Annotated in this window: 12 protein-coding genes; all 12 read left to right on the forward strand. The window is 36.7% G+C overall.

Annotation, left to right across the window (positions count from 1 at the left end):
- The first annotated feature begins 1 nt into the window (after nt 1).
- The 12 genes from BST93_RS05295 (at nt 2) to BST93_RS05350 (ending at nt 14,686) form a co-directional block, all read left to right on the forward strand.
- On the forward strand, nt 2-334 hold the full coding sequence (locus tag BST93_RS05295; RefSeq protein WP_042279917.1) for an FtsL-like putative cell division protein: 333 nt from the start codon (nt 2-4) through the stop codon (nt 332-334).
- The gene (locus BST93_RS05300) at nt 318-2,297 is read left to right on the forward strand and encodes a PASTA domain-containing penicillin-binding protein (protein WP_105018348.1); all 1,980 of its coding nucleotides are present in this window, start codon (nt 318-320) and stop codon (nt 2,295-2,297) included. The genes BST93_RS05295 and BST93_RS05300 overlap by 17 nt, the downstream gene beginning before the upstream one ends.
- A complete protein-coding gene (locus BST93_RS05305) occupies nt 2,294-3,760 on the forward strand; it encodes a UDP-N-acetylmuramoyl-L-alanyl-D-glutamate--2,6-diaminopimelate ligase (RefSeq protein ID WP_105018349.1) in 1,467 nt (488 codons plus the stop codon). The genes BST93_RS05300 and BST93_RS05305 overlap by 4 nt, the downstream gene beginning before the upstream one ends.
- A gap of 1 nt (nt 3,761) precedes the next feature.
- Nucleotides 3,762-4,994: a phospho-N-acetylmuramoyl-pentapeptide-transferase gene (gene mraY / locus BST93_RS05310; RefSeq protein ID WP_105018350.1), complete on the forward strand. Its 1,233-nt coding sequence runs from the start codon at nt 3,762-3,764 to the stop codon at nt 4,992-4,994.
- Nucleotides 4,994-6,352, forward strand: coding sequence for a UDP-N-acetylmuramoyl-L-alanine--D-glutamate ligase (murD, locus tag BST93_RS05315; protein ID WP_105018351.1), 1,359 nt, complete (start codon nt 4,994-4,996; stop codon nt 6,350-6,352). The genes mraY and murD overlap by 1 nt, the downstream gene beginning before the upstream one ends.
- Nucleotides 6,353-6,354: 2 nt before the next feature.
- Nucleotides 6,355-7,557, forward strand: coding sequence for an FtsW/RodA/SpoVE family cell cycle protein (locus BST93_RS05320; RefSeq protein WP_105018352.1), 1,203 nt, complete (start codon nt 6,355-6,357; stop codon nt 7,555-7,557).
- Nucleotides 7,544-8,632: an undecaprenyldiphospho-muramoylpentapeptide beta-N-acetylglucosaminyltransferase gene (murG, locus tag BST93_RS05325; protein ID WP_105018353.1), complete on the forward strand. Its 1,089-nt coding sequence runs from the start codon at nt 7,544-7,546 to the stop codon at nt 8,630-8,632. Before BST93_RS05320 ends, murG begins: the two co-directional genes overlap by 14 nt.
- Nucleotides 8,625-9,977, forward strand: a complete 1,353-nt coding sequence (gene murC / locus BST93_RS05330) for a UDP-N-acetylmuramate--L-alanine ligase (protein WP_105018354.1) — start codon at nt 8,625-8,627, stop codon at nt 9,975-9,977. The genes murG and murC overlap by 8 nt, the downstream gene beginning before the upstream one ends.
- Nucleotides 9,965-10,684, forward strand: a complete 720-nt coding sequence (locus BST93_RS05335) for a cell division protein FtsQ/DivIB (protein WP_105018355.1) — start codon at nt 9,965-9,967, stop codon at nt 10,682-10,684. Before murC ends, BST93_RS05335 begins: the two co-directional genes overlap by 13 nt.
- A gap of 13 nt (nt 10,685-10,697) precedes the next feature.
- Nucleotides 10,698-12,053 (forward strand): cell division protein FtsA, encoded by a 1,356-nt coding sequence (gene ftsA / locus BST93_RS05340; protein ID WP_105018356.1) that lies wholly within the window; start codon nt 10,698-10,700, stop codon nt 12,051-12,053.
- A gap of 31 nt (nt 12,054-12,084) precedes the next feature.
- Complete coding sequence (ftsZ, locus tag BST93_RS05345) at nt 12,085-14,112, forward strand: cell division protein FtsZ (protein WP_105018357.1); 2,028 nt, start codon at nt 12,085-12,087, stop codon at nt 14,110-14,112.
- A gap of 127 nt (nt 14,113-14,239) precedes the next feature.
- Nucleotides 14,240-14,686 carry a GatB/YqeY domain-containing protein gene (locus BST93_RS05350; protein WP_105018358.1) on the forward strand — a complete coding sequence of 149 codons (447 nt, stop codon included), beginning with the start codon at nt 14,240-14,242 and terminating at the stop codon, nt 14,684-14,686.
- Nucleotides 14,687-14,692 lie beyond the last annotated feature (6 nt).

Here is a 14,692-nt window from a genome sequence, read left to right on the forward strand (position 1 = left end):
TATGGCGTCTAGATTTCATAAAATATTAAAAGGTGATTTTCTTACACAAGAAGGAGCGGCAAAAAATTGGCGCTTCATATTGTTTATGGCATTACTGGCTTTAATTATGATATACACGGGTCATTCATTTGAGAAAAAAGTGCATCGATTGAGTAAGTTAAATGACGAGGTGAATGAATTGCGCAGTGAGTTTTATGATTTAGAGAATAAACTCATGTTTATGCAAATGGAAAGCGAAGTGGCAAAAAGGTTGAAAGAATCGGGTATTGCTCCTGCTCAAGAGCCGCCACAAAAAATTAAAATAAAACTACCAGTAGATGGCAACAACGGATAAGGGTATTCTTAATAGAGCTTATATCGCTGCTGGTATTTTATTACTGGTAGGAATAGGGATTCTGGCTAAAATTCTTCACGTTCAAGTAGCTGAAGGGAAAAAATACCGTGCGCTTACTGAGAAGCGCATCTTTAAAAATGATACGATACCAGCAAATAGAGGTAATCTGTATGATTCAAATGGGCAATTACTAGCAACTTCTATCAGTAAGTTTGATATAAGATTTGATGCCGTTACTCCTAGTGAAAAAGATTTTAATGAGAACGTCGGTAAGTTGAGTGATTCGCTTTCGCGAAAGCTAAATAAGCCAAAAAGTTATTTCCTTAACAAGCTTAGAAAAGCTAGGGCAAATAAAAATAGATACATTCTTATAGCTAAGAATCTAGACTACGGAGATTATAAAGAAGTAATCAATTTTCCTTTATTTGAAAAAGGGCCGTATAAAGGTGGAGTGATTGTTGAGCAGCGCGTAGTGCGTGATCATCCTCTAGGTAAAATGGCCGAACGTATTGTGGGTTATGACAAACCAGGTCGAGCTCCTGTTGGGTTAGAAGGTGCTTTTGCTCCTTATTTAAGAGGTAGCGATGGTGTAAGATTAAAGCAAAAAATTGCCAAAAGTCAATGGAAGCCCGTAAATGGAGCTAATGAGGTAGAGCCAGTTGATGGATACGATGTCTATACTACTATTGATGTCAATATGCAGGATGTTGCACATCACGCTTTACTCGAGCAATTAGAATACTATGAAGCAGATCATGGTACTGCAGTAGTAATGGAAGTCGCAACTGGTGAAATTAAAGCGCTCACAAATTTAGGAAGGGCAAAAAGCGGTAAATATTATGAGAAAAGAAATTATGCCGTTTGGGAAGCACATGAGCCTGGTTCTACATTCAAATTAATGAGTGTTATTGCCGCTCTGGAAGATAAAGTGGTTGATACAAGTACCGTTTTTGACACTAAAGGTGGTAAGATTTCTTACTACGGTAGAAATGTAAGAGATTCTAAGTATGGTGGATATGGAAAAATAAATGTAGCTAAAGCATTTGAGGTTTCTTCCAATACAGCACTAGTTCAAATGATTCACGATAACTATAAATCTAATCCTAGTGATTATGTAGATAGACTTTATGAAATGAATTTAGGTAATAAGATTGGTTTACCTATAATAGGTGAAGGGTCGCCATTAATTCCTCATCCAGATGATCAAGGATGGAACGGTCTTTCTTTACCATGGATGGGATTCGGTTATGGTGTGGAATTGACTCCATTGCAAACATTAACTTTTTACAACGCCGTTGCAAATGATGGAGTAATGGTTAAGCCTAGATTGATTAGAGAAGTTCGTTCAAAAGATCGACTTGTTGAAAAATTTGATAAGGAGATAATTAACCCGTCGATTTGTTCACAAGAAACCATTGATAAGGTAAAGGTGATGATGGAGAATGTAGTTAAACGTGGAACTGCAGATAATCTGTATTCACCTAATTTTTCCATGGCAGGTAAAACAGGAACCTGTCAAGCAGAATATTGGATAAAGCCAGGTAATTATATTGCATCGTTTGCTGGATATTTCCCGGCTGACGAGCCTAAATATAGCTGCATAGTTGTGATTCATAAACCCAACGTTAAGAAAGGTTATTATGGAAATATAGTTGCTGGACCGGTTTTTAAAAAAATCGCTCATAAAATTTACGCAAACAGTCCTATTAAAGACGAGATTCAATTACCACAAATTGCATCAGAAGAAGTAGAAAAGTCTGATGAGGTGTTTTATTCCAAGTTACAATCTGTTCAAAAAAAGGTGCCTAACCTCAAAGGTATGGAAGTAATGGACGCTGTAGTGATTTTGGAAAATATGGGAGCCTATGTTGAAGTGAAGGGAGAAGCTGGAATTGTATCTAATCAAAGTAAGGCGCCAGGGCAAATTATTAAAAATGGAGAAAAAGTAGTACTAACGTTATGATGTTACTTAAAGAAATATTATACAAAGTAAATATTGAATCTGTCGTTGGTTCTACCGATAAAAAAGTGCAATCTATTGTTTTCGATTCTAGGAAAGTGGAATTGAATTCTGTATTTGTGGCTGTTACAGGTGTTGCAATTGATGGACATAAATTTATTAAAAATGCCATTGAACTAGGTGCTACTGCTGTGGTAGTTGAAAAACTACCAGAAGATCAAATAGAAAATGTTACTTACATTCAAGTGCCTAGCACCAAAAAGGCCTTGGCCTTTATGGCAGCTAATTTTTACGGTAATCCTTCTAAAGATCTCAAACTTGTAGGTATTACTGGAACTAATGGTAAGACAACATGTACTAGTTTATTATATCGCTTGTTTAAATCTTGCGGTTTTAAATCTGGATTGATATCAACTGTACATATACTCGTAGACACCACAGAATATAAGGCCACTCATACAACTCCTGATCCTTTGACCATCAATCATTATTTAGCAGAAATGAGAGATGCAGGAGTGGATTATTGTTTCATGGAGGTGAGTAGTCACGGTATACATCAAGAGCGCACTACTGGATTGCATTTTGCAGGTGGTATTTTCACAAATCTATCACATGATCATTTAGATTACCATAAAACATTTGCTGAATACCGAGATGTTAAAAAAAGATTCTTTGATGAATTGCCAGCATCTGCATTTGCTCTTACAAATAAAGATGACAAGAATGGTGATGTAATGCTTCAAAATACTAAGGCTGTAAAAAGAGGATACGCTTTAAAATCTTTTACAGACTATCGAGCGCACATTATAGAAAATCAATTTGGTGGCTTGTTGCTTAAAATTAACGACCAAGAAGTTTGGTGTAAAATGATAGGTCAATTTAATGCCTATAATATTGCAGCAATATATGGTTGTGCTGTTGAGCTAGGTCTAGAACCTATTGAGGTTCTGGAAAAAATTTCACAATTAGAAGGAGTTTCTGGAAGATTTCAGTATTTCACAACAGCTGAAGATAAAATCACTGCGATTGTGGATTACGCACACACACCAGATGCACTTAAAAATGTAATTGAAACCATTAATGCGATCCGTACTAAAAATGAAACGCTTATAACAGTAGTTGGTTGCGGTGGAGATAGAGACGCTACTAAGAGACCTAAGATGGGAATGATTGCAGCATCATTAAGTGATAAAGTGATTTTTACTAGTGATAATCCTAGAACAGAAGATCCACAAGCTATTCTAGATGATATTGAAGCTGGTGTTGAACCTCAAGATTTTAAAAAAACCGTAACAGTTGTAGATCGTAAACAGGCTATTAAAACAGCTGCGGTCATGGCTCAACCTAATGACATTATTTTGATTGCAGGTAAAGGTCATGAAACATATCAAGAAATTAACGGAGTACGTAATGATTTTGATGATAGAGAAATTATTGCATCATTATTAAATAAACTCAATAAATAATATGCTTTACTATTTATTCAAATACCTGGAAGAACAATTTCAATTGCCTGGAGCATCGCTGTTTGAGTTTATCACATTTAGGGCGGCGATAGCATTCATGATGTCGCTAGGTTTCTCAACTATATATGGAAAGCGTATAATTAACTATTTACGTAATCAACAAGTAGGTGAAACAGTTCGCGATCTAGGCTTACAAGGTCAAGCGCAAAAGGCAGGTACACCTACCATGGGTGGAATAATCATAATATTAGCGACTCTGATCCCGGTTCTGTTATTGTGCCAACTTGATAATATCTATGTAGTTCTTTTAATCATTACCACGCTTTGGATGGGAATGATTGGATTTGCAGATGATTATATCAAGGTTTTCAAGAAAGACAAAGGTGGTTTAAAAGGTAAATTTAAAGTAGTCGGTCAAGTAGGGTTAGGAATTATTGTAGGTGCCATCATGTATTTTCATCCAGGGATAACCATAAAAGAAGAATTAAAGACTGAAAAGTATACCCAGCAAAGAGTGGAAGGTAATATTCCTATTCAATTTGAAGCAGCAAAAAAATCCACTAAAACAACGATACCTTTTACTAAAAACAATGAACTAGATTATAGTGAATTGATCACGTGGATTGATGATGACCTAGCCTCATGGGCGTGGCTCATTTTTATCCCTATAGTCGTTGTAATTGTAACCGCTGTGTCTAATGGTGCAAACCTTACTGACGGTATTGACGGTTTAGCCGCAGGTACAAGTGCTATCGTCGTAATTACCCTAGCTTTATTTGCATGGATATCTGGGAATATTATATTTTCAGATTACTTAAATGTCATGTATATACCCAACTCTGGTGAGATGGTGGTATTTATAACTGCTTTTGCAGGTGCGCTTGTAGGATTTTTATGGTACAACACCTATCCAGCCCAAGTTTTTATGGGAGACACAGGTAGCTTAACTATAGGTGGAATCATAGCTGTTCTGGCTATTGCAACTCGTAAAGAATTGCTCATTCCTATTTTATGTGGTGTTTTTCTTATGGAAAATTTATCTGTAATGATGCAGGTAAGTTGGTTCAAATACACAAAGAAAAAATACGGAGAAGGTCGTAGAATATTTCTTATGTCACCATTGCACCATCATTATCAAAAAAGAGGAATTCATGAGAGTAAAATAGTAGTTAGGTTTTGGGTAGTAGGAATTTTACTAGCCATCATCAGTATTGTAACACTTAAGGTTCGTTAATGAATAGTGAAACTAACATATCAAAGAAAGTGGTAGTGCTTGGTGGTGGAGTCAGTGGTTTAGGAGCTGCTGTTCTTGCTGCTAGTCGTGGCTATGATGTGTTTTTAAGCGATAGAGCTGTTGTGAATGACGCTTTCGCGAAAGCGTTAAATGAATACGGCATATCTTATGAATCAGGTGCTCATACACTAGAAAAATTAATCGAGGCGGATGTGATAATTAAAAGTCCAGGAATACCTGATCACATTGACTTGATTAAAAAATTAAAACAAGCAGGTATAGAAATCATTTCTGAAATTGAATTTGCTTTTAGAGAAGAACGAGAAGTTCCTGTAATTGCTATTACAGGTAGTAATGGAAAAACTACGACAACTTCCTTAATGAGCTATTTGCTAGAAACTGCGCAGGTAAATGCAACAACCGGTGGCAATATCGGTGAGAGCTACGCCTTGCAAGTTGCTCAAAAACCAGCTAATCATCGCTTGTTAGAGGTAAGCAGTTTCCAATTAGATGGTTGTTATGAGTTTGCACCACACATCGCCATACTACTTAATATTACACCTGATCATTTAGATCGTTACGATTACCAGTTTGAAAACTATATAGATAGTAAGATGAGAATTGCTCAATCACAAAAAGCTAGCGATTACTTCATCTACAACGCCGATGACCAAGCAATAACCCAGGCTTTAAAAAATAAAGATATAAAAGCACAGTTAGTGCCGTTCTCTATGACTCAGGAACTGAAGCATGGAGCTTTTATAAAAGATAATCAAATTATTATAACCCTTAACAACACCCTTTTCACCATGCCTATACAGGAACTAGCATTAAAAGGAAAACACAACACTGCCAATACTATGGCAGCTGCCACCGCGGCAACACTTTTGAAAATAAGAAAGGAGACTATACGTCAAAGCCTACAGTCTTTTAAAGGTGTAGAGCATCGATTAGAAAATGTTCTTAAAATCAATAAAGTTCAATATATCAATGATAGTAAAGCTACCAATGTAAATGCAACTTATTTTGCGTTAGACAGTATGGAGCATCCTACAGTTTGGATTGTAGGTGGAGTTGATAAAGGAAATAATTACAGCGATTTGTATGAGTTAGTAAATCGGAAAGTAAAGGCGATTGTTTGCTTAGGAATTGACAACGGTAAAATCATAGAAAACTTTGCAAAATGTGTTGATACAGTAGTTGAAACATCATCCATGGAAGATGCTGTTCGAGTAGCTTATAGACTGGCCAAAGCAGGTGACAATGTATTGTTAAGTCCAGCTTGTGCCAGCTTTGATTTATTTGAAAACTACGAGGACAGAGGAAGACAATTTAAAGCAGCAGTTAGAAACTTATAATATTGAAATTAAGTAGATACATATCAGGAGATCTGTTTCTTTGGTCGCTCATAGTGGCATTACTGGTGTTTTCTATTATTCCGGTCTATAGCGCTAGTGCAAATTTGGCCTATCTAGGAAAGGGAACTGGTGATACCGGTCGTTTCCTTATACGCCATCTTGGACATATTATAATGGGATTAATAGCCATGTGGGCAGTTCATAAAACTCCATATAGATTGTTTAATGGATTAAGTGTATTACTTATATATCCTGCTATAGTTTTATTAGTAATAACTGCATTACAAGGAACAACCATGGGTGGTGCAAATGCTTCTAGGTGGATTACAATTCCAGGTATTGGAATGCAATTGCAAACTAGCACCTTGGTATTTGTTATTCTTATGGTTTATGTGGCAAAGTACCTTTCAAACATAGCTCACAAGACTATTACATTTAAACAAAGTTTACTGCCATTGTGGTTACCAGTTGGACTCACTTTGTTGTTTGTGTTACCATCTAATTTCTCTACTACCGCACTTATATTCATTATGGTGCTGGCACTGTGTTTCATTGGAGGATATCCCTGGAAATACTTACTAGGTATTATAGGTGTGGGAATTGTGGCGCTTTCTCTTTTTATTCTAACCGCCAAAGCTTTTCCAGATCTTTTTCCAAACCGTGTAGACACTTGGATCTCGCGTATCGAGAATTTTAGTGGTTCTGGAACGGCTGATACTAATTACCAAACAGAACGTGCACTTGCAGCCATTTCTGAAGGAGGCATACCAGGAGTTGGTCCAGGGAAAAGTATGTTGAGGCCTTTTTTACCTCAGTCAAGTAGTGATTTTATCTATGCAATTATTATCGAGGAATTCGGTTTTATTGGTGCTTTTGGTATTGTGATTATGTATTTATTAATTCTATTTAGGCTGGTTGTAATCACTAAAAAAGCAAAGGATATTTTTGGTCGATTGGTGGTGATAGGTGTTGGCTTTCCAATAATTTTTCAAGCCTGTATTAATATGGCCGTTGCCGTTAATTTGATGCCTGTAACAGGTCAAACTCTTCCGTTTATAAGTAGTGGTGGAACGTCAATATTAATGAGTTGCCTAGCTATGGGAATAGTATTGAGTGTGAGTGCAAGTAAGGACGTAAAAGAACCTCTTGAAGAAACTAAAGAGGAAGATATGAACCCTTTAGATGTATTAAGTGAAACCATATAGAATTATCATATCAGGCGGTGGTACCGGTGGTCATATTTATCCAGCTATATCTATTGCAAATGAATGCAAGAGAAGATGGCCAGATTGTGAAATACTTTTTGTAGGAGCACGTGATCGCATGGAAATGGAAAAAGTTCCAGCAGCCGGGTTTCCTATAAAAGGATTGTGGATAAGTGGATTGCAGCGCAGTCTAAGTCTTAAAAACATTGCATTCCCATTTAAGGTTGTAAAAAGCTTAATAGATGCTGGTCGCATCATAAATAATTTTAAACCAGATATCGCAATAGGTACAGGTGGTTATGCTAGTGGTCCCTTGTTGTTTAAGGCAAATCAAAAAGGAATTCCTACGCTAATTCAAGAACAAAATTCTTTTCCAGGAATAACCAATAAACTACTATCAAAAAAAGTTAAACGCATTTGTGTAGCGAGTAAAGGTCTAGATCGTTTTTTTCCTAAAGATAAAATGGTTATGACTGGCAACCCAGTTAGACAAGATTTATTGGATATTACCAGTAAAAAACAACAAGCCATAGAGTTTTTTGGTTTAGATGAAAATAAAAAAACCTTATTAGTTTTAGGAGGTAGTCTTGGTGCTAGGCGTATAAATCAACTTATAGATGAAAACAGCGCACAATTGCTCAAGGATGTTCAAATTATCTGGCAATGCGGTAAGTTTTATTATGAAACCTACAAGGCTAAAGAGCAAAAACAACTGCAAGTAAAAGCATTCTTGGAAAGAATGGATCTTGCATATGCTGCGGCAGATTTTATTATTTCACGATCTGGAGCAGGTACCATATCAGAACTTTGTATAGTAGGTAAACCGGTCATTTTTATTCCTTCTCCGCACGTTGCTGAGGATCATCAAACGAAAAATGCACTAGCTATTGTTCAAGAAAATGCTGCTGTGATGATTAAGGAATCTGATCTGGAGCAAAATTTCATGACCCTTTGGAAAGGGCTTATACAGGATTTTCAAAAACAAGAAACATTAAGTAAAAATATTAAGAAGCTAGCCTTGCCCCAAGCTACTAGTCATATTGTAAATGAAATCGAACAGTTGTTGAATGAGTAATCTAGATCACATATCACATTGTTATTTCATCGGTATTGGTGGTATAGGGATGAGTGCACTAGCGCGCTACCTTAAACAAGCAGGTAAAAATGTTGCTGGTTACGATAAAACGCCATCAGCGCTTACAGAGCAATTAGTCAGTGAAGGGATTAATATCCATTATCAAGATGACTATGATAGCATCCCAGCACAGTATAAGGATATCAATAATGCGCAAGTGATTTATACACCTGCGATACCAGTAGATTTTGGAGAATTAGTTCGCTTTCGCGAAAGCGGAATAACCATACTTAAACGAGCGCAACTACTCGGGCAAATATCTAAAACCATGACATGTCTAGCAGTAGCAGGGACTCATGGAAAAACTACAACAAGTGCAATTCTTACACACCTGCTTTATGAAAATGGAGTTCCTATGACTGCTTTTTGTGGTGGCATAATTGAAAAGTATAATACTAATTATATCCACACTGGAAATGAGGTAATGGTCGTAGAGGCTGATGAATTTGACCGAAGCTTTATGAGCTTGCAGCCTGAAATTGCTGGTGTAACAGCTATGGATGCAGATCATCTTGACATATATGGAGATGTTGAGGAGTTTGAAAAAACCTTTGAAGACTTTGCCGCATTAGTTCCTAAGGGAAATTTATTGACTACTGAAGTGGTTTCGTTACCAGGTAAAAAAGTGGGATTCAACAATGGAGATTATCGAATCTTGAATTATAGAATTCAAGATGAATCTTATTATTTTGATTTCAAAACACCTAATCAACTTTTCAAGAATATAAAATGGAATTTACCTGGTAAGCACAACCTATCAAATGCTGCTCTTGCTATGTCAATGGCGTTAGAGTATGGAGTGCAACCAGAAAAATTAATAAAAGCGCTTGGCACTTTCCCTGGAGTTGACAGGCGCTTTACATACAGATTGAATAGTGATGAGCTCGTGTTAATAGATGATTATGCCCATCATCCTACAGAGATAAATGCTGTTTTTCAAGCGGTAAGTGAATTATATCTGGATGAGGAAAAACTAGTGGTTTTTCAACCGCATTTGTATTCTCGTACCAAAGACTTTATGGATGATTTTGCGAGCAGTTTGGCACAGTTTGATCAGGTATACTTGTTGGATATTTATCCGGCACGAGAACTTCCTATTCCCGGTATAACATCTCAATCTCTTCAAAACAGGATTGAGAAAATAACCTCTGGGATAACAAGTATGGTAACAAAGGATCAGTTAGAAAACGAGTTACATAGAAGTAATAAACGAATAATCTGTATGCTAGGAGCAGGAGATATAGGAGTTGAAATCAAAAAAATAGCAGCAAAATGGGTAAAATAAAACCTTACATAAATGCGATCTTATTGATTGTGGCTATTGTGCTGGTTTTCAGTTTATATGCTTTTGGGGCTGTTAGGCATAAAAATAGGGAGATAAAGGATGTAACCATCACATTTACAGATTATAGCAGTCCTTTAATTTCTGAAGAAAACGTTAATAAATTGTTGATACAAAATCAAGACAGTATAGATTATCTCACGATAGAAAAACTAGCTTTACAAGAGAGTGAAAAGCGTCTTGATAAAAACTCAATGATTAGAAAGGCTGAGGTTTCCATGTCAATTGATGGTGAAATAAACGCAGTAATTGAACAACGAGTGCCTATAGCGCGCATCATTGGAAAGAAGTCTGGATATCTAGACGAGGATAATAAATGGATGCCATTGTCTGATGAATATGCAGTACGTGTGCCTGTAATTTTTGGATATGAAAGTGACTTTCAAAATGATGTTTTTGAATTAGTTTCCTTTATAAGAAAAGATAAGTGGTTACAAAAGGTTATTGCAGCAATTGAACTAAATAAAGGAAATGTAAAGTTGAAACCTAGGGCAATGAAGCATAAAATAAACCTGGGTAAAATTGATAAACTAGAGCATAAGTTCATTAATTATAAAGCCTTTATAGCCAAGGCTGAAAAAGATAAAACGCTAGAAAGTATAAATACTGTTGACCTAAGATTTAATAATCAGGTGGTTGTTATAAAATAAAAAAGGGGAAGAAATGGAAGCACAAGAATATGCAGTAGGACTAGACATCGGTACCACAAAAATTGTGGCAATGATTGGTCGTAAAAATGAATATGGTAAGCTCGAGATTCTAGGTGTAGGAAAATCAAAAAGTTTAGGTGTACATCGTGGTGTTGTAAACAACATTACTCAAACAATTACATCTATACAGCAAGCTGTTCAACAAGCTGAAACGGTAAGCGGTATTAAAATTGAAAATGTAACGGTAGGAATAGCAGGTCAACATATACGCAGTTTACAGCACAGCGATTATATTACTCGACAGGATAGTGAATCCGTAATAAATGAAACTGATATTGCAAACCTTTGCAATCAAGTACACAAACTGGTGATGCTGCCTGGAGAAGAAATTATACATGTTCTACCACAGGAATATAAAATAGATGGTCAAAGCGATGTACAAGAACCATGCGGTATGTACGGTGGTAGATTAGAAGCCAATTTTCATGTAGTAGTAGGGCAAATAGCCTCAATTAGAAATATTGGTAGATGTATAAAAAGCGCTGGACTGGAACTTAAAAATCTAACTCTAGAACCACTCGCTAGTGCTGATGCTGTTCTGGGAAGTGATGAAAAAGAAGCTGGAGTAGCTTTAATCGATATAGGTGGTGGAACAACTGATCTGGCCATCTTTAAAGATGGAATCATTCGTCATACAGCAGTAATACCACAAGGAGGAAATATCATTACTGAAGACATAAAAGCTGGTTGCTCAATTATAGAAAAGCAGGCAGAATTACTTAAAACAAAATTTGGTAGCGCCTGGCCAGGAGAAAATAAAGACAATGAGATTGTTTCTATTCCTGGATTAAGAGGTAGAGAACCCAAGGAGATTACGCTTAAAAACCTAAGTAAAATAATTCACTCGCGAGTGGTTGAGATATTAGAATCCGTTTTTATGGAAATCAAAAACTACGGTTTTGACCAACCTAAAAAACAACTTATCGCAGGAATAGTACTTACAGGTGGTGGTAGTCAATTAAAGCATATAAAACAACTTACCGAGTATGTTACAGGAATGCCTACTCGTATAGGCTACCCTAATGAACATCTGGCAGGTGATAGCGATAAGGAAAACACAAGTCCGATTTTTGCCACAGCTGTTGGTCTGGTAATGAAAGGCCTTCAAGAGCTTGAGGTTATTGAAGAAGAGGAAGAGATAATAGAAGAAGTAGCACCAGTAGTACAACAGGTACAACCTGAATCGACTACAGAGGTTGAGGAAGAAGAAGTTCCACAACCTAAAGAAAAACCACAGAAAAAACCATCTAACAACTTCTTTTCAAACTGGGTAAAATCAGTAAAAGAGTTTATAGATAACGCAGAATAAAAGAGAAAGAACAAAATTTAAAGTAGCATAAATGAGTATGGAAGTAGGAAGCGATTTATCCTTTGACTTACCTAAGAACAAATCAAATGTAATTAAGGTAATAGGAGTAGGCGGCGGTGGAAGCAACGCCATTAAACACATGTTTCAACAAGGAATTAAAGGTGTAGATTTTGTCATTTGTAATACAGATGCTCAAGCGCTCGAGAACAGTCCTATCCCTAATAAAATACAATTAGGAGTATCCTTGACAGAAGGATTGGGTGCTGGTGCAAATCCAGAAATTGGAGAAAGAGCAGCGCAAGAATCTATTTCTGAAATTCAAAGACTTTTAGATACCAATACTAAAATGGTATTTATTACAGCGGGAATGGGTGGAGGAACAGGAACTGGTGCAGCACCTGTGATAGCTCAGGTAGCAAAGGAAATGGATATTCTTACTGTAGGTATCGTAACAACACCTTTCCAGTTTGAGGGAAGAATAAGAAACGAACAAGCCCAAAAAGGAATAGATAAACTTAGAAAGTCAGTTGATTCCCTGATTATTATAAACAATAACAAGCTACGAGATGTTTATGGTAATTTAGGATTTAAAGCCGGTTTTTCTAAGGCAGATGAAGTACTCGCTACTGCTTCAAGAGGTATTGCCGAGGTAATTACAAAGCACTACATCCAGAACATTGACCTACGCGATGCAAAAACGGTACTAGTAAACTCTGGTACAGCAATAATGGGTAGTGCTCATGCTACCGGATCAAATCGCGCCCAAGAAGGAATAATTAAAGCATTGGACTCACCATTGCTTAATGATAATAAAATTACTGGTGCAAAACACGTGTTGCTACTTATCGTGTCTGGATCAGAAGAGATTACCCTTGATGAAATAAGTGAGATTAACGAGCACATACAGTCTGAAGCTGGTGGAAGCGCAAACATCATAATGGGTGTAGGTGAGGACGAAGAATTAGGAGATTCAATTGCAGTAACGGTTATCGCAACTGGCTTTAATGCTGAACAGCAAAACGAAATATCTAATACAGAAGCAAAACGCATCATTCACACCTTAGAGGAAGAGCAGCGCGCTTCACGTGTTTTAGATGAAGCTACTGATAAAGTGGTGCCAGGAAAACTGATTCTTGATTTAGAAGAAGATCATGAAGATGAAATACAGGCAGTTGATAATAACGCTTTCGCGAAAGCGGAACCAAAAAAAACAGTACAGCCATCACAACCTCAAGAACCTTTAATCATTAAACATGAATTAGGCGATGAGGATCCAGAAGACGCTATACCAGTTATGCCAAAGTTGTTTGAAGATGAACCTAATCCTATGATCCCAACAACTGAAGTTCTTAAGAATATAGAGGTGGTGTACGAGGAAGTACTAGATGTAAAACCTCAATCACAATTAGATTTTGTTATAGAGGAAACTCCTGTTGTACAACAACCAGAAGTTGAATCAATAGAAGAGGAACGCGATCAATTCTTTCTAGACTTTGACTTACCATTGTCTCAACAATTAGGTATGGACGAGGAAAATACGGAAGAAATTAATGCCCTAGAGGTTAATGATCCAGTGCACGTTATTCCAGTGACTGAAGTAAATGAAACGGGTGTTACTAAGTATTCACTAGACGACTACATGGAAAAAGAAGATGAGCTAGTCAATGCACAACCTGTTAAAAAAGTTGAGGAAACAAATACGGTGATAGAACCGGAGCTAGAAATAGTTGCCAAAACAGTGCAAGCACCAGCTGAAGATGTGGAGTCAAGTATGGAAATTGACGAAGAAATTGATCCTACTGAATTACCAATAAATGAAATGTTGTTGCGTAATGCCGAAAAACGCAAACGCACCATGCATCACTTAAATTTTAAATTCAAGAGTTCGCACAGATTGGAAGAACTGGAAAAGCAACCAGCTTTTAAACGTCAAGGTGTAGAGTTAGAAGCTCCAAAAACTGACGATGGACGATCAAGAACAACCTTGAATATTGATGAAAATGATGAGTTACAGTTTAGATCAAGTAACAACTCGTTTTTACACGACGCGCCAGATTAAGATTTAGTTTAAAAAGTGTTTTTTACAGCGTTTGATACATCCCCAAGTATTGAGCGCTTTTTTTTGGTATTTATTAAAGGTAGTTCCCTTATCAATTTTATTATTTTTGATGCCTAAATGTAAAGTTATGAGTTTAGAGAAATCTGTAATGACGGCAATGAAAGATGCCATGAAATCAAAAGATCAAACAGCCCTTGCAGCCTTAAGAGCCGTTAAAAGCGAATTGTTACTAGCAAAAACTTCTGGCGGATCTGATACTCTTTCTGAAGAAGAAGAAATTAAGATCGTTCAAAAACTCGTTAAACAACGTAAAGACAGCGCAAGAATATTTGAAGAACAACACCGCACAGATTTATCAGAACCAGAACTAGCGCAAGCCAAAGTACTTGAGCAATTTTTACCAGAACAACTAAGTGAAGATGAAATTGCAAAAATTGTACAGCAAGTAATTGATGAAACTGGAGCACAAGGAATGAAAGACATGGGTAAAGTAATGGGTAGATCTAACCAATTACTAGCCGGTAAAGCCGATGGTCGTACGATAAGCACAATAGTAAAAAGCAAACTAAGTTAAAGCGTT

Origin of the sequence: Nonlabens tegetincola, assembly GCF_002954355.1 — a bacterium.
Lineage (GTDB): Bacteria > Bacteroidota > Bacteroidia > Flavobacteriales > Flavobacteriaceae > Nonlabens > Nonlabens tegetincola.

What these genes read in the sequence shown, in the direction of transcription:
- murC (WP_105018354.1), top strand. Translation starts at nt 8,625, where the DNA reads ATGAGTAATCTAGATCACATATCACATTGTTATTTCATCGGTATTGGT.
- ftsA (WP_105018356.1), top strand. Translation starts at nt 10,698, where the DNA reads ATGGAAGCACAAGAATATGCAGTAGGACTAGACATCGGTACCACAAAA.
- ftsZ (WP_105018357.1), top strand. Translation starts at nt 12,085, where the DNA reads ATGAGTATGGAAGTAGGAAGCGATTTATCCTTTGACTTACCTAAGAAC.
- mraY (WP_105018350.1), top strand. Translation starts at nt 3,762, where the DNA reads ATGCTTTACTATTTATTCAAATACCTGGAAGAACAATTTCAATTGCCT.
- BST93_RS05300 (WP_105018348.1), top strand. Translation starts at nt 318, where the DNA reads ATGGCAACAACGGATAAGGGTATTCTTAATAGAGCTTATATCGCTGCT.
- BST93_RS05350 (WP_105018358.1), top strand. Translation starts at nt 14,240, where the DNA reads ATGAGTTTAGAGAAATCTGTAATGACGGCAATGAAAGATGCCATGAAA.
- murD (WP_105018351.1), top strand. Translation starts at nt 4,994, where the DNA reads ATGAATAGTGAAACTAACATATCAAAGAAAGTGGTAGTGCTTGGTGGT.
- BST93_RS05305 (WP_105018349.1), top strand. Translation starts at nt 2,294, where the DNA reads ATGATGTTACTTAAAGAAATATTATACAAAGTAAATATTGAATCTGTC.
- BST93_RS05335 (WP_105018355.1), top strand. Translation starts at nt 9,965, where the DNA reads ATGGGTAAAATAAAACCTTACATAAATGCGATCTTATTGATTGTGGCT.
- BST93_RS05295 (WP_042279917.1), top strand. Translation starts at nt 2, where the DNA reads ATGGCGTCTAGATTTCATAAAATATTAAAAGGTGATTTTCTTACACAA.